This window comes from Bradyrhizobium sp. MV1.5, assembly GCF_055807615.1.
Genome location: NZ_JBVVPL010000008.1, coordinates 39,897 through 61,799 on the forward strand (window position 1 = coordinate 39,897; position 21,903 = coordinate 61,799).

The following is a 21,903-nucleotide window of genomic DNA, read 5'->3' on the forward strand; positions in this document are numbered from 1 at the left end:
CTTGTGTTCACGCTTCGAGCGCGATTGCGTGAACGTGGCGGCCGTAATCCGGCTCCTTGCGATGCACCGAGCGGCGGTAGCTGAAGAAGCGTTCGTCGGCATAGGTGTCCAGACCGAGATCGTCGATCATCAGGATGCCCGCGGCTTCCAGGCGCTTCCGGATGAAGCCGGCGAGATCGAACATCGCGTGTCCATCGCGCACCGATGGGATGAAGAACATGGCGTTGTCCGCATCCGCCTCGATGAAGCGCGCCACGAACTCGTTGCCGACTTCATAACTGTCCTGGCGGATCAGCGGGCCGATCGCGGCGATGATGCGGCTCCGCGAGGCGCCCAGCTTTTCCATCGCCGAGATCGTCGACTCCAGCACGCCGGTGAGCGCGCCCTTCCAGCCGGCATGCGCGCCCCCGATCACGCCCGCGTCGGGATCGACGAACAGCACCGGCCCGCAATCGGCGGTGGAGACGCCGAGCGCGACGCCGGGCACCTTCGTCACCAGCGCATCGCCCTTCGGCCGCGGCCCGCTCGGCCAAGGCGTCTCGGCTATGAGGACGTCCGGCGAGTGGATCTGGTGCAGGCTGAGAAAGCGTTCCGGTGCGACGCCGACATGCTCGGCCATGCGGCGGCGATTCTCCGCGACAAGGGCTTGATCGTCGTTGGAGCCGAGCCCGCCGTTCAGCGCGGAATAGATGCCGCCCGAGACGCCGCCCTCGCGGGTGAAGAAGGCGTGGCGCAGGCCGGGCACCGCCGACAGCAGCGAGGAGGCAAGCGTCATGAACCGTCTCCGGCGCGTTCGAGATCGCTGAGGCCGGCAAGGCCCGTCAACCGCGGCTCGGAGATGCCGAGCACCTTGAACATCGAACCCATGCCGCTGCGCCCGGTTTCGGTCAGGCGCTTGAGCGCGATCGAAATGTCGGTGGCGACGTCAGGCGCTGCCTTCTGCATCAAGGCGGCTGCACGGGTCTCGATGCCGACGCGCTTGAGGAAATCACCCTGCGTCACCGGCCCGTGCACGCGGGCACCGACGTCCTCCGCCCCGCGCGCGAGCGCCTGGAAGTCGACATGGGCTGTGACGTCGGCCTGGCCCGGCGCCTTCAGGGGATCGGTGAAGGTATGGCGCGCGATCGCCTGGAAGGTGTCGCCGGCATCGCTGCGCAGATGGCCGTAATCGATGATCAGCGCCGCGCCGTCCTGGTCGCGCACGCGGCTGGCGAGCTTCATGATCTCCGCATCGGGCCGCCATTCGAACACGGCACCGACGGGCGCGGCGCGCACCAGAGGCGGCAGCAGCACCTCGAAGCGCGGCGTCGGCTCCGCCGCCGCGCCGAATTGAAGTTTTCCGTTGGCGTCGACCTCGATCACGCGCTCGTGCCAGCCGTTCTCGTGACGGACCATCTGGTGGATCGGCAGCACGTCGAAATATTCGTTGGCGAGGATGATGCTCGGTCCCTCAGGCACGTCGTCGATGCTGTCGTGCCAGGCGATGTTGCGCACGCCCGACAGCGTCGCACTCTGCCGTTCGCGCAGGACCGGATTGACCTCGACCATGTGGATGTGGAGCGCCTGGTAGAGCGGCGGCAGCACGCGGAGCGCCCGCAGCGCATCAGCCATCATGGTGCCGCGGCCGGGGCCGAGCTCGATCAGCCGCAGGAATTGCGGCGAGCCCATCTGCTTCCACACCGAAGCGGTCCACAGGCCCAACAGCTCGCCGAACATCTGGCTGACCTCGGGCGCGGTGGTGAAGTCGCCTTCTCGTCCCAAGGGATCGCGCGAGACGTAATAGCCATAGCGCGGGTGCATCAGGCACAGTTCCATGTACCGCCAGACCGGCATGGGGCCTGAGGATTTGATCAGCGCCTTGATCTCGTCGAGTAACGGCTGGTCGGTCACGGCCTATCTTCTCAAAGGAATTAACGAATAGCCCCTGGGGGCTCAGGCGAACCGCGCCTGACTGCCAATACAATAAGTATGCCGCCCACAATAAGCATCGGGATCGACAACAGCATGCCCATGGTTAATCCGCCCCAGAGGAAGCCGAGCTGGACGTCCGGTTCGCGGAAATGCTCGCCGGCGATCCGGCTCAATCCATAGATCAGGATGAAGGCGCCGAGGATCATGCCCGGCCGCTTCAGGGCACCGAAGCGGATCATGACCGCGAGGACCGCAAACAGCAAAATGCCCTCCATGCCGGCCTCGTAGAGCTGGCTTGGATGGCGCGGCAGCTGGGTGGGATCGTTGGGGAAGATCATCGCCCAGGGCAGCTCCGGGTCGGCGGCGCGGCCCCACAATTCGCCGTTGATGAAATTGGCGATGCGGCCGAGCAGCAGCCCGACGGGGGCGACGGCTGTGGTGATGTCCCCGAGCGACAGGATCGAGATGCCGTTGCGATAGGCGAACCACATCACCGCGACGACGCAGCCGAGAAAGCCGCCGTGGAAGGACATTCCGCCTTCCCACAGCCTGAGGATCGCGGCGGGATGGTCGATGAAGAAGGGCAGATTGTAGAACAGCACATAGCCGGTGCGACCGCCGAGGATGATGCCAAGCGTGACCCACAGGATGAAGTCGTCGATCTGGACCAGCGACATCGGTGCCGGGCCGCCCCACAGCCGCTCTTTCTTCACGAGCGAGCGCGCATAGAGCCAGCCGAACACGATGCCGCAGATATAGGCCAGCGCATACCAGCGGATCGCGAACGGACCGATCTCGATCGCGATCGGCTTGAAGGCGGGAAAGTCGATGAGAAGAAGTTGCATCGCGCCTTCTATGACTAGACGAGATTGCGGCGATAGAGCGCCAGCAGACGCTCCCAATGCCGCTCGGCGGCGTCGCGATCATAGACCGGACGCTTGGGGAAGGCGAAGCCGTGATGGGTGCCGGGATAGATCTCGACTTCGGCTTTGGCGCCGCTCATGCCCTGCTTCACCTTCTCGATGATCTCGGCGGGCGCGTAGATGTCGGTCTCGGCGCAGGCGAAGTAGAGCTCGGCCTTGGTCTTGGCCGCCGCGAGATGCGGGCTGTCGTCCTGGTCGGTTGCGAGCTGCGTGCCGTAGACCGAAGCGGCGGCCTTGACGCGATCGGGGAAATGCGTGGCGGCGTTGACGGCGTAGCGGCCGCTCATGCAGTAGCCGACGGTGCCGACCAGCTTGGTGTTCGCGGCCGCCTGGCCCTCGGCATAGGTGAGCAGTGCCCGCGTGTCGTCCATGATCATGGGGATCGTGAGCGATCCCATCAGCGCGAACATGCGCTTGCGCTCCGGCGCGTTCGGATCGGCCGGCAGCGCGCCGAGCTCCATCACGCCGGAGCGGTAATAGAGGTTCGGCAGCATCACGTAATAGCCCGATGTCGCGAGCCGGCGCGCCATGTCGCGCAGCTCTTCGCGGATCGCCGGCGCGTCCATGTAGAACAGGACGACCGGAAACGGCCCGCCGCGCTCGGGATGGCTGATGAAAGTTGCGGTGTGGCCGTCCTTGGTGGGGATCGCGATCTGCTGGTCGATCATCTCGAGCGCCTTTTGTGATTCTTCTTATGCAGGGACGTTGAATACGATTGCAAGGAAACCGGGGCATGACAAGGATACCGCCGATCGGCTCTTGAACCGGCCCAAACGGATTGCCATTGTCTTCCCGCGCGTTCGCGCAGAGTTCATCGAAAGCGGCCAGGAGACCGACATGACCCAGACCAACAACCGGTTTTTCGACGAGATCGGCCGCCTGATGAACGACGCCGCCGGTGCCGCGCAGGGCGTCAAGCGCGAGTTCGACACGGTGATGCGCACCCAGGCCGAAAAATTCCTGCGCGACATGGACCTGGTCAAGCGCGAAGAGTTCGAGGCGGTCAAGGACATGGCGCGTCTGGCGCGTGAAGAGAACGAGGCTCTGAAGGCGCGCATCGCGGCGCTGGAGGCCAAGCTCGGCGGCTAACTCCGCCGGGGTCCATCCGGGCGATCCGGTTCCGCCCGGTAGCCCATTCTCCTTGTCATTTCCGCGTCTTCCGGGTAAAAGCCCGCCACGTCCGCAGCCCCCGCACCCCTGGAGGCTTGCTGCGGCGTATGCCATGGGCCGCGTTGCGGCCCATTAACTTTTGCAAAAACAAGGACTTAACGTTATGGCGACCGTCAAGGAATTGAAGGCGACCGCACGTCCGAAGAGCGGCAAGGGGGCCGCCCGGGCTGAGCGTCGCGCCGGGAGAGTGCCCGGAGTGATCTATGGCAACAACCAGCCCCCGCTGACGATCTCGGTTGACGATCGCGAACTGCGCTCGCGCATCCTCGCCGGCAGGTTCCTGACCACGCTGGTCGACATCGACCTCGAGGGCAACAAGCACCGCGTGATTCCGCGCGACTACCACCTCGATCCGGTCAAGGATTTCCCGATCCACGTCGACTTCATGCGGCTCGGCGAAGGCGCCACCATCCGCATCAGCGTTCCCTTGCACGTGGTGAAGGCTGAAGGTTCGCCCGGCGTGAAGCGCGGCGGCGCCGTCAACATCGTTGCGCATGCGATCGAGCTCGAGTGCGGTGTGGAGAACATCCCGCAGTTCATCGAGGCTGACGTCGGTTCGCTCGAAATCGGCCACTCGCTGCATCTCTCCGACATCAAGCTGCCGGCCGGCGTGAAGGCGCTGACCGCCGAGGACGCGACCCTCGTCACCATCGTGCCGCCGTCCGGTTACGCCGAAGAGCTGAAGGCCGCGGCTGCTGCTCCTGCTGCGGGTGCTGCTGCTCCGGCGGCTGGTGCCGCTCCGGCTGCTGGTGCTGCTGCTCCGGCAGCGGCTGCCAAGGCCCCGGCTGCCAAGGCTCCCGCCGGCGGCGACAAGAAGAAGTAATCTCTCAAAGCTGGCGCGCGGTCCCTGACCGCGCGCCGAGCGAGGGGCGCGCCGCGTCATGCGACTCTTTGTTGGGCTCGGCAATCCCGGCCCGAAATTCGCACGTAACCGGCACAATGTCGGCTTCATGGCCGTCGACGAGATCGCGCGGCGTCATGGGTTCGCGCCCTGGCGCCGCAGGTTTCAGGGCGAGACCTCGGAGGGCATGCTCGGCACCGAGCGCGTGATCCTGCTCAAGCCGATGACCTACATGAATGATTCCGGCCGCAGCGTTCAGGAAGCGGCAAGCTTCTTCAAGATCGCGCCGGGCGACGTCACCGTATTCCATGACGAACTCGAACTGCCGCCGGGCAAGGTGCGGGTGAAGATCGGCGGCGGCATCGCCGGCCACAACGGCCTGCGTTCGATCTCCGCCCATATCGGCAACGAGTACCGCCGGGTGCGGCTCGGCATCGGTCATCCCGGCGTCAAGGAATTGGTGCACGGCCACGTGCTGTCCGACTTCGCCAAAGCCGACAACGACTGGGTGGCGACGCTCTGCGACGCGGTGGCCGAGCACGCGGCACTGGTTGCCAAAGGCACGGACGCGACCTTCGCCAACAGGGTGCACCTCGCCATGCAGGCGAAGGGATTTTTGACCAAGGACGACAACGGCAAGGAATAACGCTCGTGGGATTTAAATGCGGGATCGTCGGGTTGCCCAATGTCGGCAAATCGACCTTGTTCAACGCGCTGACCGAGACGGCCGCGGCGCAGGCGGCGAACTATCCGTTCTGCACGATCGAGCCGAATGTCGGCGAGGTCGCGGTGCCGGATCCGCGGCTCGATAAGCTCGCAGCGATCGCCAAGTCGGGCCAGATCATCCCGACCCGGCTGACCTTCGTGGACATCGCCGGCCTCGTGCGCGGTGCCTCCAAGGGGGAAGGCCTCGGCAACCAGTTCCTCGCCAACATCCGCGAGGTCGACGCCATCGCGCATGTCGTGCGCTGCTTCGAGGATTCCGACATCACCCATGTCGAGGGCAAGATCGCCCCGCTCGCCGACATCGAGACCATCGAGACCGAGCTGATGCTCGCCGATCTCGACAGCCTCGAGAAGCGCGTCGACAATTTAGCCAAGAAGGCCAAGGGCAACGACAAGGACGCCAAGGAGCAGCTCGACCTCGTCAATCGCACCCTGGTGCTGCTGCGCGAGGGCAAGCCCGCGCGTCTCGTCGAACGCAAGGCGGAGGAGGAGCGTGCCTTCGGGATGCTCGGCCTGCTGTCGTCCAAGCCCGTGCTCTACGTCTGCAACGTCGAGGAAGGCTCGGCCGCGACTGGCAATTCGTTCTCGAAGGCGGTGCAGGACCAGGCCGCCAAGGAAGGCGCCATTGCCGTCGTCATCTCGGCAAAAATCGAATCCGAGATCGCCACCATCTCACGTGACGAACGCGCCGACTTCCTGGAGACGCTGGGTCTCGAAGAGGCCGGCCTCGATCGCCTGATCCGGGCCGGCTACACGCTGCTCGACCTCATCACCTATTTCACGGTGGGCCCGAAGGAAGCGCGCGCCTGGACCATCTATCGCGGCACCAAGGCGCCCGGCGCGGCCGGTGTGATCCACACCGACTTCGAGAAGGGCTTTATCCGCGCCGAGACCATCGCGTATGAGGACTACGTCGCGCTCGGCGGCGAAGCCGGCGCCCGCGATGCCGGCAAGCTCCGCCTCGAAGGCAAGGAATACGTCGTCGCCGACGGCGACGTGATGCATTTCAGGTTCAATACGTAAGCTGACGTTGTCATTCCGGGGCGCGCGAAGCGCGAGCCCGGAATCCATTCATCCACTTGTCCTGAGGCTCGATGGATTCCGGGCTCGCCTCTACGAGGCGCCCCGGAATGACGGCCTCACCGCACCCCGCCGCCCTGATCCCTGATCGCGCCGAGATGCTCGTTGATGCGGAAGATGATCAGGATCAACTCGGCGATGATACGCGAGAACACGATCCCGACGACGACGCTCGCGATCGACGACAGCAGCATCAGGAAACCGCCGAACGGGCTGATCGCCATCATCGCGAGGCCGGAGAAAATGCCGGAGAGGCCGAATAGGCAGATCAGCGCGATCACCAGCCAGTAGAAGGTCTTGATGATCGTCGGCGTGATAAAGCGGTCCCATTGAAACAGGTCGCTGAATGAAAACATTGCTCTCCCCAGGGCAATTCAGGTGTTGTCGGGTCTTGCAAATGGATCGTGGCCCCTGATCGATCCGACTCAAGACCGACGCCGGCGCGCCGAATGTAGCACGAGCCATGCGGGCCGGCGGGTTGAGATTGCCGCAAAGTGCGGCCACAATCTGTCATTCCCTCAAACCTTTCCCAAGATGACCCTGACCTTCGAAGATTTCCCGCCCGGCCGGTTCGGAACATTCGGCCCGCGCCATGTCACGCGCGACGAGATTGTGGCCTTTGCCGCCGAGTTCGATCCGCAGCCGATGCACCTCGACGAGGAGGCCGCCAGCAAAAGCATGCTGCGCGGCCTGTCCGGCTCGGGCTGGCATCTCTGCTCGCTGATGATGCGGATGATGGCCGACGGTTTCATCACCCGCGCCGCTTCGCTGGGATCTCCCGGCGTCGAGGAGGTGCGCTGGCTGTCGCCGTTGAGACCCGGCGACGACCTGATGCTCGACGTCGATATCGTGGAGGCCCGCACCTCGAAGAGTCGCCCGGAGCTCGGCATCGTCAAGTTCAAATGCACCGTGCGTAACGCCGGGGGTGATGCGCTGTGCGAGATGACCTCGCCGATCCTGATCAAGCGGCGCGAGGGGGCGGTCTGATGCCATTTTTCGAAGAGATCGAGATTGGGCATCGCCGCGAGATCGGCGCCTATACGTTCACGGCCGAGTCGATCAAGACATTCGCCGCAAAATTCGATCCGCAGCGTTTTCACCTCGACGAGGAGGAGGGCAAGAACTCGCTGTTTGGCGGGCTCGCGGCCTCGGGCTGGCATGTCGGCTCGGCCTGCATGAGCCTGCTTGTCGCCGACGGCCAGCGCCTGGCGCGGGAAGCCGCTTCGCGCGGCGAGGAGGTCGCGGTGTGGGGCCCGTCGCCGGGCTTTCGCGACCTGCGCTGGATCAGGCCGGTGCTCGCCGGCGACATCGTCACCTACGTGAACGTCGTCATCGACAAGCGCAGCTCCGCCTCGCGACCTGGCTGGGGCATCCTGACCGCGCGCACCACCGGCACCAACCAGCGCGGCGAGGACGTCTACGCCATCACCGCCAGTGCCTTCGTGCCGATGCGTGTGAACGTCGGTTAGATTCGTTCCAGGATGAACGGCAAAAACAGCGTGCGAGTGTTGCTTCCGCGCTATGGACGCGATTCCGGGCGGCTGCCATAAGCCTGCGCAACATGGTTTTCCCGCGAAGCAGTGCGCGGAACCATCGAGTTGCTAACCAATTATGAACCTGTCGCTGTCTATTTGAACGAACTGGGCAGAGTACAGGGGACGAGGACCATGGCAGACCGCGGCGCACTCAAGCTGGTCGGATTCATCTTTGCTACCGCGACGCTGGCCGTGATGCTGGTCGCCGGCATGGTGGTGAAGGGCTATGCCGACGGCGCCTACACCCTGGAAGCCTCGACCGTGGAAGCCACCCGGTAAGACTTCGTTAACTCCGCACGGCCGCAACGCGGCCTCCGCCCTCAGCGGCTATAGACGAACGCCAATATCGCGATCGCAACCGCCAGCAATCCGACAAAACGCAGCATGATCGTGCCGAACTGGTTCGGCGCGGGCCGCAGCGGTATCGGGTCGGTGGTGTCGGGCCGAATGCTTTCCATGAACTGTCCCCGGGTCCGCCGCGATGGCAGGAGCGCTTGGCGTTAGTCGCCGGGGGGATGCGGGAAGTTCAAAGGGGTGACCTTCACCTCGCCCCGCTTGCGGGGAGAGGTCGGATCGCACAGCGATCCGGGTGAGGGGGACTCTCCGCGAGTCCATCTGTCACCGAATTTTCTGAAGCAGCCCCTCACCCCAACCCTCTCCCCGTAAGAACGGGGCGAGGGAGAGCACACACACACCAGAATCAAAACCGCCGCGCCCCTTTCGGAACGCGGCGGCTGGTGATGCGGAATCTCGAGATCAGCTGTTGCGCAGGCCGTCGGCGGCGCGCTTCCACTGCGAGACGTTGTCGGCGATCATGCGGGTCGACTTCATCGCGGCCTGGCTGAGCTGGGCGTAGCCGGAGATCTCGCGCTGGACGCGCTGGCCTTCGGCGTGGAGCAGGTCGCGCAGGCTCTCGAGCTCGGAGATCAGATTCTCGATCTCGGCGAGCGAGGTGCCGGCGACGCGCTGGATCAGCGAGTTGACGTTGGTGACGGTGGCCTCCGCGCTCGGATCGAGCGGCGGCGCGTCGGTGGCGGTCGCTGCCGGACGGCGCAGATAGGCGATGTCGTTGCGGACGAAGTCACGGATGCCTGCTTCGACTTCCGTCACGGCGGCGAGGTTGGTGTCGATGGTCTCGGTCTCGGTGCCTTCGGTCTTTTCCGGGCGCATGGCGTTCATCGTTATTCCCCTGTTCGCGTTGAGCGCAGCGCGAGTGTCCCCCGCACGACGACGTCAGTCTGGGACTAGGGCGTCGGATTTTGGCCGCAACTTGGCCGAGGTGCGGCAAGGGCGGTCCATTCGGGGGCTTTGCCGTGGCGTATGGTTACGGAAGTCTGAACGCCGCCGCGCTGAACTTTCTAGTTCCTCATGGTGAGGAGCGCGAAGCGCATCTCGAACCATGCAGGCCCAACTGTAGCAGCGGGGCCTCGATCCTTCGAGACGCGCGCAAGAGCGCGCTCCTCAGGATGAGGAGAAAGATTAGCGCCGACCTACCAGCTCTTCTTGAAACCCGCCGTCAGGCTCTTGTTGATCGCCCCTTGCGAGGTTTCGCCGACCGAGCCGGAGACGGTGACGTTGTCGAAGAGCTTTTGCTCGGCGCCGACCTTGCGCAGCCATTTGTCGTCGGTGGTTGACAGCGACTGGCCCGCGGTGATGCTGGTGCCGGTGTCGGTGAGAGTGACCTTGGCCGACTGGTCGGTCTCGTAGTTGCGCGTGATGTGACCGCCGACGCCGGGAAGCGCCGTGGTGCCCTGCTGGTTGACGCTGTAGCCGTTCTGCAGCGTCAGCGACGTGTCGCCCGACAGCGGCACCGACTTGATCAGCGAGGCCCCGAGCTTGCTCTGCTCGGCGCCGGGATCGACGCGGGCCTCCACCGCGGTCTTGTCCCAGATCGCGCCTGCGCCCGGCGCGGTCGCGGCCGCCCAGGCGCTGCCGGACGACTGAGGCACGCTGCCGCCATTGGTCGCCTTCTGCGCCAGGAGCTCCGACATCGTCCGCGGCTCGCTCGTCACCGTCATGTCGGCGCCGATGCGGGCGTCCCAGAATGAGGATACCGACTGCTTCACAGTCACCGCCGAGGAGCCGTTGGCGTTGGCGTTCGTCGTCCAGTTCAGCCCGTCCTTGGCGGCGGCCTGCGCACGCTTCTTGGCGGCGACGATGTCGTTGAGCGTGCCGGCGTCGATCGCGAGCTGCCCCCAGTCGAGCTTGTCGACGTCGATGCCACGGAGCACGTCGGGGTCGTTGACATCAGCGGCCTCCGCCGTTTCGGCGTCCTCGTCGGGCACCGCGGCCGGGCCGGGGGAGAAGGGCGGAATGATCTGCGCCGAAACCGTCAGCACCGATCCCAGGATGAAAGCGGCCGCCAGCATCGGCAGCCTGGTCCAGCCAAACCCTGTCGCGAATTCCATCGTCCTGCCCGTCAGCCCAGTTCCCGCCGAGGATGCGGAACCATCGTTGCGAAATTGTGGCGGTTCCATCGAACGCGAACCAACGGGCCGCGCGAAAGGCGCGCGCCCGATGACGAGCTTCTCCACGATTGCATCCGGCGGGGCTGGAGGCCAGGACGCGTCGCGGGGAGCATCAGCCTTCGGTCCCGAAGTGCGGGGCCCGTTGGTGTTCCGTTCAGCCGACGCTGGTCATCTTCGGCAGATGAATGGCGCGGCCAAGTGCCTGTTCGACCAGATCAAACGTGTCGATCAGCACGCGCATGCTGGTGAGCTTGCCCGCCCTGAACTGGGCGAACTGCGCGACCCGCAAGCTGATCGGCTTGCTGGAATCCAAGGCGGTCAGCGAATAGCGCAGCATCGAGGCGGCGGAATCGACGCCGAGCATGATGTTCTCGCGGTCGAAGCGGCGAACCTGGAAATTGTCCGCGAGCTGGTGGATGACGTCGAGCACGGCGTCCTTGCCCTGGCGCGCGCCGAGGAACGGAAACATGTCGATCGGGCCGTAGAGCGCCCACTCGACGTCCTCGTCGATGAGGGCCTCGATGTCCTCGAAATGCCGGTCGTTGATCGCGCGGTGCAATGCGCGCGAGAAACGCCAGAGGCTGTGCTCTGTCATCTTGGGCAGTCCTGAAGCTGGCTTGCGATAAAAACGAAAAACAACCCCAAGCGCACAGGATAGGTGCCGCGGGGTCGCTCAACTCATTTGTATACGAACAAAATACGCCAATTCGGCCAAAACGCAATTCACGTTTTCGCAATGCACAATTGATCCCTGCGTGTGAGATTTACAATAGAACTCCGTATTTTCCCGGTTCGGGCCGGTCTGGAGAGAGCTAGCCCCCGTCCGCCCGCTCGCCCACGATCAGCGGGCCGATCTCGCGTTCCAGCACCTGCTGCACCAAATCGTAGGAATCGATGATCTCGCGGATCTGCGCCACCTGGCCGTTGCGGAAAGTGTAGAACACGGCCATGTCGACCTGAATGATGCGGTCGTTGCTGCGCTTCCTGAAGAACACGCGCAAATAGGCCGCGACCGCGTCGCCCTCGGCGACGATCTGCGGCACCTCGTAGCGGATCTCGGCGTATCGCTCCTGCACGGTGCGCCAGAATTCGCCGAGTTCCTCCTTGCCGTGGCAGGGGCCCATGTGGGGCAGCACGTCGATTGGCGCGTGGGTGAGGAAGTCGACGTCGTCGGTGCAGCACGACAGCGCGGCCTCGAGATCGCTGCGCGCGATGGCGTCGAGCAGATGCAGTACGCGCTGGCGATTGAGCTTCTCGACCGTCATTCCGCCCGTCCCTCGTTGGCCGTGTGGAGTTCGCGCAAAGCTAGCGCGCGGCCTCGGACACCGGCAATCCGCAAAACCACAGGGGATATTGCTGACGTATGACGCGCAAGCGCAATGCCAGGTTCATGGCTGCAATTAACGGTTGAGCGAACGCGTCCCTGCACGAATTCGCGTGGCGTTCGGCTGCATGGGCGCGCGAAGCAAAGGGGCGCGTGGGAAGCACTGGGTGCGGCCGCGCGCGGCAGCGAAGGCGGGGAACCCTGACAGGCCCGCGCCCGTTGAGAGCGCGACACCGCCTTCGGAGACATCGATCCATGAAATCCCTCGCCGCCATCGCCGCCGCACTTCTCATCTGTGGCGCGACCTCCGCCGCCAACGCCAAGGGCTGCATCAAGGGCGCCGTCGTCGGCGGCGTCGCCGGCCACTATGCCGGCCATCACGGCGTCCTCGGCGCAGCCGCCGGCTGCCTCTACGGCCGCCATCATGCCAAGGAGCAGCAAGAGCAGGAGAGGCAGCGGCAACAGCAGAGGCAGCGGCAACAGCAGAGCCAGGTGAACGGGCAGGGCAAGCTGTAATCCTTCGTCATTCCGGGCGCGCCCCTTGTTCCCGCAGAGGAAATGGGCGTGACGCATCTCACATCAGGCCTCCCTGATGGCGGCTAGATTCATCCGCATGTCATCAGGGAGACGTGCCATGGCCGCCATCGCCAGAGTCAGAAAGTCCAACCTGCACAACGCGCTCGAAGGCCTCGCGCTGACCGCGACGCTGCAGAGCTTCCCGACCTTCGCCGCCGCCGCCTTCCTGCTCAAGCTGGTCGGCAATCACGACCTGGTTGGCGATCCCGGCGTCGCCATCTTCGTCGCCATCGCCTCGCTCGCCCATGCGCTGCTTGCGGTGACGTTCGGGCCGAGCTTCCCGCACCTCTTCAAGACCATCTACGAACCGAAGTTCTTCGAGGCCCATCTGTCGCTCGCCGACAAGATCACCGCATGGCGCACCCAGCCGGTCGCGTCGCTGCAACTGATGACCATCGTGCTGCTGCTGTCGGTGATGGCCGTGGTGACGGCGAGCGTGGGGTGATCGCATCATGCCCTTCATCACCGCGTCGAAATCTGGCCCGCTCAACTGGCTCGAAGGCTTTGCGCTCACCGCGATCCTGCAGGGCTTCCCGATCTTCGCCGCGGCGTCGCTGATGGTGAAGCTGCTGGGACATGACCGCGGTGGCAATCATGTCCTCACCATCGCGATGGCGTCGATTTTCTACAGCTGTCTCGCCATCTGGGCGGGATCGACATTCCCGAGCTTTGCAAAGAACGCCTACGAACCGCTGTTCTTCGACGCCAGCCTGTCCGTCTCCGACAAGATCGCCCGCTGGCGCGCCAAGCCCGCGACGTCGATGCAGCTCACGGCCTCAGTGCTGCTGCTGTCCCTACTGACAGCAAGCGTGGGGTGAGGCGCCTTCGCGACTCCAGAATGCCCGAAGCGCGAGCCCGGAAACTATTCATGAACGGCGCGAATAGCCGCTCGCCTACTCGTCTTCCGTCGCCTTTTGTGCTGCCGGTCATTTAAGCGCGGGCCCGCGAGTGCAACAGCTGCCACCGAGCGGGTTTTACGCGCATCGCGTAGTCGGCGCCGAGAGGTCCAACCCTCACGGCTGTCTACGTCGTATCAAGCGGCAGCTAAGCATTTTCGGCCTCCCGTAGAGTACGGTCCGGAAGTGGATTTTGATCATCGCGCGGGCAGGCGGCCACATCTAGTGGCCGAAGTGCCAAGTGGAAAGGTCAATTACCCGCTTGCAACGAGTGGTAGTGTCCCTGTTATGGTCTTCTCAAAAGGAGATAGACCATGTCTGCCGACTGGACAAACACCGAGCTGTGGAGGTTGCTCAAGGCGAAAGGCGAGGCTGCTTCGGACTTGAGGCTCTATATCAAGCTTTGGCTCGATGATGTCCAATTGATCTTATCAAAGGGAAGCACCGCCCCGCTCGACTTCACGTTGCATGATGACGACCACAGCTTTCGTGTAGCTCACCGGATGGTGGAGCTCGTGCCGGCCGAAACGATGTCAGGTCTCTCCGACTATGAATTGGCGTTGCTCCTACTCTCGGCCTATCTCCACGACATTGGAATGAACCCGCGTCGGACAATAGTTGCGCAGATTCGAGACTATCTTCTTTCCGGCGAGTTGGGTCCTCTCGATGCGATCGAAGCCGGAGATCTCAGGAAGTGGCTCGATAGCGATCATCCAGGGATCCAGCCGCCCATCAACTCCAAAGGTAGCTCTCTTGAGAAGATCCGCGACGCCGAATTCTTGACGGCATACTTCTGCCGGCATCGTCACAATGATTGGAGCGAGCGTTACATCGTAGAAAGGGCGAAAGACTTCAAGTTGCATCCTTATGCAGCTTGGATTCAGGATCTCGTCTTGCTCTGCAAGAGCCACCACGTGGGGTATTCCACCCTTATGACGCCCCCGTTCGATTTGAGGATGGTTGGAGCAGTCGGAAAGATTGTAAACCTAAGATATCTGGCCGCCGTACTGCGGACAGCAGACGTACTAGAGTTCGACCCCGAACGCACACCTCAAGTCGTATTCACTCATCGATCACCTCACTTTAATAGCACAATCTACTGGCACAAAGATCATGAGATTAGCTTATCGGTTGAGCAAGGTACGTCCGATATTTTTCTGAATGCCAGGACAGATAACGCGTGGACACACAGAGCGATTTTAGAGACTGCTGATGCAGTGGATGCCGAGCTAGAGACGTGTGCGGTAATTGACAAGCAGAACGGCTTCTTGCGCGGAAAGCGGCTTGAACAAGGTGGCCACTACCGATGGCCCTGGCCATCGCGCGTGACCAGACTGATTGAGCCACTTCCAGATACTTTCGCTTACATCGATGGTAGCTTTCGTCCGAACTCTCGGCGGATACTGTCGCTCCTAGCCGGCACTCAGCTCTATAAAACACCGTCCGCTGCTATTCGGGAATTGCTTCAAAATGCTTTTGATGCCGTCAGAGAGCAAATTGCAATAGAGCTGCTCCAAGACAATGATCCGACGGATTTGAAGCTTCAACTAGCCCGCGCGCAGCTGCATCGCATTTCATTGGTTTTAGAATCGCGTGGGGATGAGCTTTGGGTCGTATGCCAAGACACTGGAAGCGGGATGACACGCCGCATCATTGAAAGGCATCTGCTTGTCAGCGGTTCCCAGCCGCGTCCAGAGCTCCTGGAATTGCGACGCGACTGTTTGGCTAAGGGGGTCTCGTTCGAGAGGACCGGCGAATTTGGAATTGGGGTTTTGAGTTATTTCATGCTTGCCGACAAAATGATTGTCGAGACCAGAAGCGGGAATGAGTTCGGCTCTGATTCCGATAGTCACGGTTGGCGGTTTGAAATCGATGGCCTAGATACCGTTGGTGAACTCAGGCCTGGTCACAAGCACAGCCGCGGAACGAATATACAGCTGCGGATTAGGTCTGACATGAGAGAGCGGCTTCTCTCAGACAATTTTAAGCGATACATCGCGACGTTAATCCTTAGAGGCCCCTGTAACGTCGAAACAAAGATATTAGACGAAGTTCGATCACACGAGCCCGGTTGGTTGGTTGTTCCGGAAGATTGGACCGAGACTGTCTTGAATCGGAATTTTGTGGGCGAAGATCGTCGGGTATATCGGGGGCGTGAGGAGAATGTTTCGGAGCTCGAAAAGAAATGGGCGGCAGTTAGAGCCGTGGCGCGATCAAAGTTAGCGTTCTTCGGCGCAACAGAGGGGCAACTTCCAGGCGGTGCGGGCGCTTACCGAATGGCGATCCCGTATTTTGAACTTGAGCATGGTCCCTCAATCGGCTTTCTGAATGAATCAGATGCTAAGTTGTCGCCCTTTCCTGACAATGGCGTCTGCTTGACTCCGAGACTAACGCTTGTGTGCTCCTGGCGAGGATTTAGGGTCGAGCGTCTCCAAAGAGATGACGAGGAGAATGGCCTGCTGCATATTCCTGGCGTGCCCCTAATTCTCGAAATTGATTTTACTGGTGGCGCAAAGATATCAATAAGCAGAGAAAATTTGGAACTCGATGATAGCAAAGCCTTGAACGAGTTCTTGATTGATCAGATCGCCAAACTAGTCGAGGACTTCCTCCGCTTTCAAGCAAAGAGCCGTTATTCAGCTATTACCATCGCGGTCTTCAGCCACTACGAAGCGTACCCGTTGCGGCCAAAACTGGGAGATCTTTCTAAGGTCCTGGACAAGGCGGTTGCAGCTTGGTGGTACTTTCCAGCTTCAGATAATTTGGATGAACACCAATTCGTCTGGCGGGAAATTCGGTTCCCGGTAATCCAGCGATCGAGTGGTGAGCTCTCTGAGCGCCTGCGCAGGAGTGCTCTCACTGAAAATGGCCTAAACGACGAACTGGGCGAGTTTTCTTTCGATGAAATGGATTTTGACCCATTAGCGGGGTATGAGCCCGATCGTCTCATTTTAATCGATCGCCCCTCGTTCGAGATCGGAGCAATTTATTCTGGCAGTAGGCGAGGAGGCTCTAGTGATCGCATTGGCGGATACCCCCACGTCGAGTTTCCTCCGGCATGGAATAACATCGCAATGGTTGAAACAACTAACCGCTACTTCTGGAACGCTTCGCATAAGATTTTTGAGTTGGTCGATCCGAATGTTTGGTCAACCTACAAGGCTCTGAAATCGGAAAAGCCTCTTTTTCGACGTGATGCCTTCCTTGCGGCAGCGGAAAAAGGCGAGGCGGTGCTTTGTGCGTGGTTACTGGATCATCTCGATCAAGATATGGAATTTTGGAAGTCATTTGTTCGAGAGCTGGGGCCTGACATTCAGACTTGGTGTAAGCTGCCAACCTTACAGTTGTTGAAATGGTGTCTTGAGCCATATGGCGCGGGGCTTATCTCGATTCAGTCAGGTCATGTTGAGACGATCTCCGGCCTGCTTCGGCCCGGCGATCATCCATGGGTACCCGCTCCCGCCGATGAGGATTGGTGGATAAGAATAAGGCGGCCCACGCGTCGTCGCTCCAAGCAAGCCCTCGCTTCGGGGCAGACTCAATAAAGGTAGTCGGGGCGACGTGGTTGTCGAGGCCCTACCTCTTCTTCCACCCACCCCTATGCCCTGGCGCTCCTCCGCTCGACCGCGGCGATGGGCCGAACTCCGGGCCCGACTGCCTGGAATCCGTCGGCTGGATGATGCGGCTTTCGCCGCCGAACGGTTTTGTCGGCAGCGCGCGATCCCCCCGATATGGCAGCGACTCCGGGCCGTGCATCTCGTCGAGATGGGGCTTGTGCACCTTCGAGCCGCTGCCGCCGCCGCTCGCCTTCAGCGCGGAGCTCACGGTTTTCTTCTTCATGGCGCTGACCGGCAAATTGGCCGCGTCGCCGTATTTCTTCGCTCCCGCATAGGCGCCGGCCTTGCCCTGCACGGTGCGCTGCTTGACGGTGGGATCGTCGACCACCGCGAGCTCGGTGGCGCGCAGGCGCTTGACCTCGTCGCGCAGGCGCGCGGCTTCCTCGAAGTTCAAATCGGCGGCGGCCTCCCGCATTCTCGTCTCGAGATCGCCGAGCACGGCCTCGAAATTGTGGCCGATCGAGATGACGTCGTCGGTCATGTCGTGGCCGCCGATCTCGACCAGCACATGATCGCGTTCGTAGACGCTGTTCATGATGTCGCCGATCGACTTCTTGATGCTCTCCGGCGTGATGCCGTGCGCCGTGTTGTACTCGACCTGCTTCTCGCGGCGGCGGTCGGTTTCGGCGATGGCGCGCTCCATCGAGCCCGTCATCTGGTCGGCATAGAGGATCACCTTGCCGTCGACGTTGCGCGCCGCGCGGCCGATGGTCTGGATCAGCGAGGTCTCGCTGCGCAAAAATCCTTCCTTGTCGGCGTCGAGGATCGCGACCAGCGCGCATTCTGGAATGTCGAGGCCTTCGCGCAGCAAATTGATGCCGACCAGCGCGTCGAACGCGCCGAGGCGCAGATCGCGGATGATCTCGATGCGTTCGATGGTGTCGATATCGCTGTGCATGTAGCGGACGCGAATGCCCTGCTCATGCAGATATTCGGTGAGGTCCTCCGCCATGCGCTTGGTCAGCACCGTGATCAGCGAGCGATAGCCGGCCTGGGCGGTGGCGCGGACCTCGCCGACGAGATCGTCGACCTGGGTGCGGGCCGGGCGGATGTTGACGGGCGGATCAATCAGGCCGGTCGGCCGGATCACCTGCTCGACGAACACGCCGCCGCTCTCGTTGATCTCCCAGGCGCTGGGCGTGGCCGAGACCGCGACCGTCTGCGGCCGCATCATGTCCCATTCCTCGAACCGCAGCGGGCGGTTGTCCATGCAGGAGGGCAGCCGGAAGCCATATTCGGCGAGGGTCGCCTTGCGGCGGAAGTCGCCGCGGAACATGCCGCCGATCTGGGGCACCGTGACGTGGCTCTCGTCGGCGAACACCAGCGCGTTGTCCGGCACGTATTCGAACAGCGTCGGCGGCGGCTCGCCGGGCAGGCGACCGGTGAGATAGCGCGAATAGTTCTCGATGCCGGCGCAGCTTCCGGTCGCCTCCATCATCTCGAGGTCGAAGGTGGTGCGCTGCTCCAGCCGCTGCGCTTCCAGCAGGCGGCCCTGGTCGTGGAGCTGGTCCAGCCGCATCTTCAATTCGGACTTGATCGACTTGATCGCCTGCACCAGCGTCGGGCGTGGCGTCACATAGTGCGAGTTGGCGTAGATCTTGATGAATTCGAGCTCGTCCTGCTTGTGGCCGGTGAGCGGGTCGAACTCCTCGATGGTCTCTACGGTGTCGCCGAACAGGTTCACGCGCCAGGCGCGGTCCTCATAGTGCGCCGGGAAGATGTCGATGACATCGCCGCGCACGCGAAATGTGCCGCGGGTAAAATCGGCCTGGGTGCGCTTGTACTGCAGGGCGACGAGGTCGGCGATCAGCTGGCGCTGGTCGATGCGCTCGCCCTTCTTCAGGGCAAAGGTCATCGCGGTGTAGGTTTCGACCGAGCCGATACCGTAGATGCAGGACACCGAGGCGACGATGATGACGTCGTCGCGTTCGAGCAGCGCGCGCGTCGCCGAGTGGCGCATGCGGTCGATCTGCTCGTTGATCGAGGAGTCCTTTTCTATGTAGGTGTCGGTGCGAGGGACATACGCTTCCGGCTGGTAGTAGTCGTAATAGCTGACGAAATACTCGACCGCGTTGTCGGGGAAGAAGCTCTTGAACTCGCCATAGAGCTGGGCGGCGAGCGTCTTGTTCGGCGCCAGGATGATGGCGGGGCGCTGCGTCGCCTCGATCACCTTGGCCATGGTGTAGGTCTTGCCGGAGCCGGTGACGCCGAGCAGCACCTGCGAGCGGTCGTTGCGATTGATGCCCTCGACCAACTCGGCGATCGCGGTCGGCTGGTCGCCGCGCGGCTCGTAATGCGACTTGATCTCGAAGCGCACGCCGCCTTCGGACTTTTCCGGGCGCGGCGGCCGATGCGGGGTCCACACCCTGGTGGAGCCGTCGTCCTTGCGGAACTCCGGCCGGCCCTCGCGGATCAGCGATTCCAGCGCGTCGGCCGTCGCCTTGACGCCGAGCGCCTCCATCTTGCTGCGCGGCGGGCGCGCCAGGGCTTCGGCATCGTCCTCCTCGGTGGGAAGGCCGAGCTGACGGGCCAGTTCGGGATCGAGCGTCGGGATCGTGGCCGCGGTTCCGTAATTGGCCTGCGGCGCCTCGTCGAAGCCCGCGTCGCGGGCGCCGGGCGGCTGCGGATTGGGCCGCAGCGGCATCGGCCGCGTATTGTCCTGCGGAAACTCCTTCGGCGTCGAAGCGCGCGCGCGATGCGCGGCGGCCTCGCCCCCGGAGCGGCGGTCGCGCGAATTGTCCGGCGGCGGCTGCAGGCCGGTGCCCGATCCGAGCCCGGCATCGCCGCGATTGATCGCGGGATTGAGCAACTCGGCCAGCGCCGGCCCGATCGGCTGCACGTCGGGGCGAGACGCCTTGGAATTCGGCGCCTTGGAATTTGGTGCCTTGGCGTTCGGAGCCTTGGTCTTGGGGGATTTGCCGGATTTTTCGGAGGATGCAGGTTTCTTCGCCATGCCCCGAATATGGGGCGAGTCCGGCTCTCAGGAAAGGGCGAAAGCCCTTCCCGGATCAGACTGCTGACAGCAGGTTGGCAGCAGCCTTGGGATCACGGATATTGCGGATCACGCCGCCGGCGACGGTCCCTCATCGTCCCCGGCCGCCTGACGCGGCTCGAGGATGTCGAGATGGATGCCGCCGCAATCGGTGCAGCGCATGGCCCAATACTCGCATCCGGCACGGCCGCCGATCACGCGGAGCACCGTGAGATCGCCGTCGCATTCCGGGCAGCTGGACAACACATTGCGGGTGTAAATCCTCGGCCGCGACGTGTCTTCGAATTCGATGACTGACATGACCGGTTTCCCCCTTTGACCTGCGCCGTTCCTTGGTTCGCCTGCAGTCCCGCTCGCTTATTCGTCGTCGCTGTCGTCGGCCCGCCGGCGGAAGCGATCGATGTGATGCTTGGCATGGGCAATCGCGGCATCGGGATCGGGCCAGGCGAAGCCGACTTCCATGGCCGGAAACAGCACGCCGTCGATGGCAACAGGGCTGAAATCGGCACGCCGGATACGGGCGTGCCACAGCCCCTTGCCAGCTTCGAAGGATTCGATGTCAAAGCCGTCGTAGAGGGTCGTCATTGCAGTCCCCAAAATGTTTTGTTCGAGCGCCTTGTTGGAGGGTCAGGGGACCACGTTTGCGGATTCTGGGATGTGAAGCCGTTCACAAGCGGCCGGCTTTTTTGCCCAAGGTCCGGTCGCAGCGTCAGTTCCGCGTGCTGGTGCGGCCGGTCCGCCGGACGGGACGGGCGGCGGGTTCCGACGCCGCGCGCATGATCCAGCGGCGGAACGCGGCAAAGTCGCGTTGCTCGGTCTGGAAGCTGCGATAGAGCAGATACCAGCGCATGCCCTTGGGCACCGAGAGCTCGAATGGCGCCACCAGCCGGCCGGCGGCGAGATCGTCGTCGATATAGGGCCGGATGCCCATGGCGATGCCGAGCCCGTCGGCGGCAGCCTGAAGCGCCTGGCCGTAGAACTGGAACTCCGGTCCCCGCGCGTTGATGCGCGCGAGGTTCGCGGCCCTGAGCCAGATCGGCCAGTCCTCGGGCGAATGCGCAACCCGGATCAGGCTCGGTCCCCTAAGATCGGCCGGGCGCTTCAGCGAGGAGGCGAGGCGGGGCACGCAGACCGGCGTAAGGTCGCCGGCGAACAGCGGCTCGGCCACCAGCCCCGGCCAGTCGCCGGTGCCGAGCTGGATGCCGCAGCTCCAGTCCTCGCCGAACGGCACCGACGCGCCGCCGGTGGTGAAGCGTACCTCGATGTCGGGCTCCTCGTTGCGAAACTCCGACAGGCGCGGGATCAGCCAGCGCATCGCAAAGGTGTGGCCGATGCCGATGGTGAGCACGCGGACGCTCGAGGGCGCCGTCACCTGGGCCGTGAGGCTCGCGAGCGCGTCGAAAATCGGCGTCAGCCCGCTCTGATAGGCGCGGCCCGCCTGCGTGAGCAGCAGCCTGTTGGCCTTGCGCTCGAACAGCGCGACGCCGAGCCGTTCTTCCAGGATGTGCACCATGCGGCTGACGGCGGCTGCCGATACGCTCAGCTCGAGGCCGGCCGCGGCAAAGCTCCCGGCCCGCGCGGCGGCTTCGAATGCCTTGATGCCGTTGAGAAACAGCAAGCGCCGCAAATGACCGACCCTCAGGAAAGCTGACGCCAGGCCAAGATAACTCAGTTTGCGTAGACGGGGCAAGCGGGGCAGAAATATCGGCGTAATCCAGGCTGATTTGCTGAAGCGGAGGCGGTGCCCTTCGCCTCTCCCCGCGTGCGGGGAGAGGTCGGCCAGAAAAGCCAACGGGGAATACCGGAGAAGGGGGGCGGCCCACCCGGGCACAGCCGCGGCCAGA

The 21,903-nt window shown here is 63.1% G+C and carries 25 protein-coding genes; 11 read left to right on the forward strand and 14 right to left on the reverse strand.

Annotated elements, in window-relative coordinates; translation table 11 throughout:
* Window positions 1–7: 7 nt before the first annotated feature.
* From pgeF to AC0L2J_RS10265, 4 genes are read right to left on the reverse strand one after another with little or no spacing between them, the layout of a single operon-like run.
* Window positions 8–775 carry a peptidoglycan editing factor PgeF gene (gene pgeF / locus AC0L2J_RS10250; RefSeq protein ID WP_007614836.1) on the reverse strand — a complete coding sequence of 256 codons (768 nt, stop codon included), beginning with the start codon at window positions 773–775 and terminating at the stop codon, window positions 8–10.
* On the reverse strand, window positions 772–1,890 hold the full coding sequence (locus AC0L2J_RS10255; protein WP_027565372.1) for a class I SAM-dependent methyltransferase: 1,119 nt from the start codon (window positions 1,888–1,890) through the stop codon (window positions 772–774). The genes pgeF and AC0L2J_RS10255 overlap by 4 nt, the downstream gene beginning before the upstream one ends.
* Window positions 1,891–1,910: 20 nt before the next feature.
* Complete coding sequence (gene lgt, locus AC0L2J_RS10260) at window positions 1,911–2,756, reverse strand: prolipoprotein diacylglyceryl transferase (protein ID WP_473389050.1); 846 nt, start codon at window positions 2,754–2,756, stop codon at window positions 1,911–1,913.
* Between the two features lie 14 nt (window positions 2,757–2,770).
* Window positions 2,771–3,502, reverse strand: coding sequence for a dienelactone hydrolase family protein (locus tag AC0L2J_RS10265; RefSeq protein ID WP_007614833.1), 732 nt, complete (start codon window positions 3,500–3,502; stop codon window positions 2,771–2,773).
* A 169-nt stretch (window positions 3,503–3,671) separates the two neighbouring features.
* Here AC0L2J_RS10265 and AC0L2J_RS10270 point away from each other — a divergent pair, with 169 nt between their 5' ends.
* The 4 genes from AC0L2J_RS10270 (at window position 3,672) to ychF (ending at window position 6,594) form a co-directional block, all read left to right on the forward strand.
* The gene (locus tag AC0L2J_RS10270; protein WP_007596812.1) at window positions 3,672–3,923 is read left to right on the forward strand and encodes an accessory factor UbiK family protein; all 252 of its coding nucleotides are present in this window, start codon (window positions 3,672–3,674) and stop codon (window positions 3,921–3,923) included.
* 184 nt (window positions 3,924–4,107) lie between these two features.
* Window positions 4,108–4,827 carry a 50S ribosomal protein L25/general stress protein Ctc gene (locus tag AC0L2J_RS10275; RefSeq protein ID WP_007614832.1) on the forward strand — a complete coding sequence of 240 codons (720 nt, stop codon included), beginning with the start codon at window positions 4,108–4,110 and terminating at the stop codon, window positions 4,825–4,827.
* A gap of 58 nt (window positions 4,828–4,885) precedes the next feature.
* Window positions 4,886–5,491 (forward strand): aminoacyl-tRNA hydrolase, encoded by a 606-nt coding sequence (pth, locus tag AC0L2J_RS10280; RefSeq protein ID WP_473389051.1) that lies wholly within the window; start codon window positions 4,886–4,888, stop codon window positions 5,489–5,491.
* Between the two features lie 5 nt (window positions 5,492–5,496).
* Window positions 5,497–6,594, forward strand: coding sequence for a redox-regulated ATPase YchF (ychF, locus tag AC0L2J_RS10285; RefSeq protein ID WP_473389052.1), 1,098 nt, complete (start codon window positions 5,497–5,499; stop codon window positions 6,592–6,594).
* Between the two features lie 116 nt (window positions 6,595–6,710).
* On the opposite strand, the gene AC0L2J_RS10290 is transcribed toward ychF, so the two are convergent.
* Window positions 6,711–7,007, reverse strand: a complete 297-nt coding sequence (locus AC0L2J_RS10290) for a DUF4282 domain-containing protein (RefSeq protein WP_007596805.1) — start codon at window positions 7,005–7,007, stop codon at window positions 6,711–6,713.
* A gap of 178 nt (window positions 7,008–7,185) precedes the next feature.
* Between AC0L2J_RS10290 and AC0L2J_RS10295 the strand changes: the two genes are divergently transcribed.
* The 3 genes from AC0L2J_RS10295 (at window position 7,186) to AC0L2J_RS10305 (ending at window position 8,465) form a co-directional block, all read left to right on the forward strand.
* Window positions 7,186–7,638: a MaoC family dehydratase gene (locus AC0L2J_RS10295; RefSeq protein WP_473389053.1), complete on the forward strand. Its 453-nt coding sequence runs from the start codon at window positions 7,186–7,188 to the stop codon at window positions 7,636–7,638.
* Entirely contained in the window at window positions 7,638–8,120 is a 483-nt protein-coding gene (locus AC0L2J_RS10300) for a MaoC family dehydratase (protein ID WP_473389054.1), read from the forward strand. Before AC0L2J_RS10295 ends, AC0L2J_RS10300 begins: the two co-directional genes overlap by 1 nt.
* 198 nt (window positions 8,121–8,318) lie before the next feature.
* Window positions 8,319–8,465 (forward strand): hypothetical protein, encoded by a 147-nt coding sequence (locus AC0L2J_RS10305; RefSeq protein WP_007614826.1) that lies wholly within the window; start codon window positions 8,319–8,321, stop codon window positions 8,463–8,465.
* A 41-nt stretch (window positions 8,466–8,506) separates the two neighbouring features.
* Here AC0L2J_RS10305 and AC0L2J_RS10310 read toward each other — a convergent pair whose 3' ends face one another.
* The 5 genes from AC0L2J_RS10310 to AC0L2J_RS10330 all read right to left on the reverse strand — a co-directional run bounded on the left by AC0L2J_RS10310 (window position 8,507) and on the right by AC0L2J_RS10330 (window position 11,919).
* Window positions 8,507–8,644, reverse strand: a complete 138-nt coding sequence (locus AC0L2J_RS10310) for a hypothetical protein (protein WP_007614812.1) — start codon at window positions 8,642–8,644, stop codon at window positions 8,507–8,509.
* A gap of 298 nt (window positions 8,645–8,942) precedes the next feature.
* Window positions 8,943–9,365 (reverse strand): hypothetical protein, encoded by a 423-nt coding sequence (locus AC0L2J_RS10315; RefSeq protein WP_007614810.1) that lies wholly within the window; start codon window positions 9,363–9,365, stop codon window positions 8,943–8,945.
* Window positions 9,366–9,676: 311 nt separating this feature from the next.
* Window positions 9,677–10,594 (reverse strand): hypothetical protein, encoded by a 918-nt coding sequence (locus tag AC0L2J_RS10320; RefSeq protein ID WP_198287844.1) that lies wholly within the window; start codon window positions 10,592–10,594, stop codon window positions 9,677–9,679.
* A 214-nt stretch (window positions 10,595–10,808) separates the two neighbouring features.
* Window positions 10,809–11,249: a nuclear transport factor 2 family protein gene (locus tag AC0L2J_RS10325; RefSeq protein WP_473389055.1), complete on the reverse strand. Its 441-nt coding sequence runs from the start codon at window positions 11,247–11,249 to the stop codon at window positions 10,809–10,811.
* A gap of 217 nt (window positions 11,250–11,466) precedes the next feature.
* Window positions 11,467–11,919, reverse strand: coding sequence for a nuclear transport factor 2 family protein (locus tag AC0L2J_RS10330; protein ID WP_007614804.1), 453 nt, complete (start codon window positions 11,917–11,919; stop codon window positions 11,467–11,469).
* A 314-nt stretch (window positions 11,920–12,233) separates the two neighbouring features.
* Between AC0L2J_RS10330 and AC0L2J_RS10335 the strand changes: the two genes are divergently transcribed.
* The 4 genes from AC0L2J_RS10335 to AC0L2J_RS10350 all read left to right on the forward strand — a co-directional run bounded on the left by AC0L2J_RS10335 (window position 12,234) and on the right by AC0L2J_RS10350 (window position 16,995).
* A complete protein-coding gene (locus tag AC0L2J_RS10335; RefSeq protein WP_473389056.1) occupies window positions 12,234–12,494 on the forward strand; it encodes a hypothetical protein in 261 nt (86 codons plus the stop codon).
* Between the two features lie 118 nt (window positions 12,495–12,612).
* A complete protein-coding gene (locus AC0L2J_RS10340; protein ID WP_007614801.1) occupies window positions 12,613–12,999 on the forward strand; it encodes a hypothetical protein in 387 nt (128 codons plus the stop codon).
* Window positions 13,000–13,006: 7 nt separating this feature from the next.
* On the forward strand, window positions 13,007–13,372 hold the full coding sequence (locus AC0L2J_RS10345; RefSeq protein WP_473389057.1) for a hypothetical protein: 366 nt from the start codon (window positions 13,007–13,009) through the stop codon (window positions 13,370–13,372).
* A 392-nt stretch (window positions 13,373–13,764) separates the two neighbouring features.
* The gene (locus AC0L2J_RS10350) at window positions 13,765–16,995 is read left to right on the forward strand and encodes an HD domain-containing protein (RefSeq protein ID WP_473389058.1); all 3,231 of its coding nucleotides are present in this window, start codon (window positions 13,765–13,767) and stop codon (window positions 16,993–16,995) included.
* A gap of 31 nt (window positions 16,996–17,026) precedes the next feature.
* Here the strand turns inward: AC0L2J_RS10350 and uvrB are convergent, their stop codons facing one another.
* The 4 genes from uvrB to AC0L2J_RS10370 all read right to left on the reverse strand — a co-directional run bounded on the left by uvrB (window position 17,027) and on the right by AC0L2J_RS10370 (window position 21,686).
* On the reverse strand, window positions 17,027–20,020 hold the full coding sequence (uvrB, locus tag AC0L2J_RS10355) for an excinuclease ABC subunit UvrB (RefSeq protein ID WP_473389059.1): 2,994 nt from the start codon (window positions 20,018–20,020) through the stop codon (window positions 17,027–17,029).
* 108 nt (window positions 20,021–20,128) lie between these two features.
* Complete coding sequence (locus AC0L2J_RS10360; protein ID WP_027520348.1) at window positions 20,129–20,359, reverse strand: hypothetical protein; 231 nt, start codon at window positions 20,357–20,359, stop codon at window positions 20,129–20,131.
* Window positions 20,360–20,416: 57 nt separating this feature from the next.
* The gene (locus tag AC0L2J_RS10365; protein WP_007614796.1) at window positions 20,417–20,644 is read right to left on the reverse strand and encodes a hypothetical protein; all 228 of its coding nucleotides are present in this window, start codon (window positions 20,642–20,644) and stop codon (window positions 20,417–20,419) included.
* A gap of 124 nt (window positions 20,645–20,768) precedes the next feature.
* On the reverse strand, window positions 20,769–21,686 hold the full coding sequence (locus AC0L2J_RS10370) for a LysR substrate-binding domain-containing protein (RefSeq protein ID WP_473389060.1): 918 nt from the start codon (window positions 21,684–21,686) through the stop codon (window positions 20,769–20,771).
* Window positions 21,687–21,903: the final 217 nt, after the last annotated feature.

Excerpts from the sequence above, each read along its gene's own strand:
- pgeF (WP_007614836.1), bottom strand. The coding sequence starts at position 775 with ATGACGCTTGCCTCCTCGCTGCTGTCGGCGGTGCCCGGCCTGCGCCAC.
- lgt (WP_473389050.1), bottom strand. The coding sequence starts at position 2,756 with ATGCAACTTCTTCTCATCGACTTTCCCGCCTTCAAGCCGATCGCGATC.
- AC0L2J_RS10265 (WP_007614833.1), bottom strand. The coding sequence starts at position 3,502 with ATGATCGACCAGCAGATCGCGATCCCCACCAAGGACGGCCACACCGCA.
- AC0L2J_RS10270 (WP_007596812.1), top strand. The coding sequence starts at position 3,672 with ATGACCCAGACCAACAACCGGTTTTTCGACGAGATCGGCCGCCTGATG.
- AC0L2J_RS10275 (WP_007614832.1), top strand. The coding sequence starts at position 4,108 with ATGGCGACCGTCAAGGAATTGAAGGCGACCGCACGTCCGAAGAGCGGC.
- pth (WP_473389051.1), top strand. The coding sequence starts at position 4,886 with ATGCGACTCTTTGTTGGGCTCGGCAATCCCGGCCCGAAATTCGCACGT.
- AC0L2J_RS10290 (WP_007596805.1), bottom strand. The coding sequence starts at position 7,007 with ATGTTTTCATTCAGCGACCTGTTTCAATGGGACCGCTTTATCACGCCG.
- AC0L2J_RS10295 (WP_473389053.1), top strand. The coding sequence starts at position 7,186 with ATGACCCTGACCTTCGAAGATTTCCCGCCCGGCCGGTTCGGAACATTC.
- AC0L2J_RS10300 (WP_473389054.1), top strand. The coding sequence starts at position 7,638 with ATGCCATTTTTCGAAGAGATCGAGATTGGGCATCGCCGCGAGATCGGC.
- AC0L2J_RS10305 (WP_007614826.1), top strand. The coding sequence starts at position 8,319 with ATGGCAGACCGCGGCGCACTCAAGCTGGTCGGATTCATCTTTGCTACC.
- AC0L2J_RS10310 (WP_007614812.1), bottom strand. The coding sequence starts at position 8,644 with ATGGAAAGCATTCGGCCCGACACCACCGACCCGATACCGCTGCGGCCC.
- AC0L2J_RS10315 (WP_007614810.1), bottom strand. The coding sequence starts at position 9,365 with ATGAACGCCATGCGCCCGGAAAAGACCGAAGGCACCGAGACCGAGACC.
- AC0L2J_RS10320 (WP_198287844.1), bottom strand. The coding sequence starts at position 10,594 with ATGGAATTCGCGACAGGGTTTGGCTGGACCAGGCTGCCGATGCTGGCG.
- AC0L2J_RS10325 (WP_473389055.1), bottom strand. The coding sequence starts at position 11,249 with ATGACAGAGCACAGCCTCTGGCGTTTCTCGCGCGCATTGCACCGCGCG.
- AC0L2J_RS10330 (WP_007614804.1), bottom strand. The coding sequence starts at position 11,919 with ATGACGGTCGAGAAGCTCAATCGCCAGCGCGTACTGCATCTGCTCGAC.
- AC0L2J_RS10335 (WP_473389056.1), top strand. The coding sequence starts at position 12,234 with ATGAAATCCCTCGCCGCCATCGCCGCCGCACTTCTCATCTGTGGCGCG.
- AC0L2J_RS10340 (WP_007614801.1), top strand. The coding sequence starts at position 12,613 with ATGGCCGCCATCGCCAGAGTCAGAAAGTCCAACCTGCACAACGCGCTC.
- AC0L2J_RS10345 (WP_473389057.1), top strand. The coding sequence starts at position 13,007 with ATGCCCTTCATCACCGCGTCGAAATCTGGCCCGCTCAACTGGCTCGAA.
- AC0L2J_RS10350 (WP_473389058.1), top strand. The coding sequence starts at position 13,765 with ATGTCTGCCGACTGGACAAACACCGAGCTGTGGAGGTTGCTCAAGGCG.
- uvrB (WP_473389059.1), bottom strand. The coding sequence starts at position 20,020 with ATGGCGAAGAAACCTGCATCCTCCGAAAAATCCGGCAAATCCCCCAAG.
- AC0L2J_RS10360 (WP_027520348.1), bottom strand. The coding sequence starts at position 20,359 with ATGTCAGTCATCGAATTCGAAGACACGTCGCGGCCGAGGATTTACACC.
- AC0L2J_RS10365 (WP_007614796.1), bottom strand. The coding sequence starts at position 20,644 with ATGACGACCCTCTACGACGGCTTTGACATCGAATCCTTCGAAGCTGGC.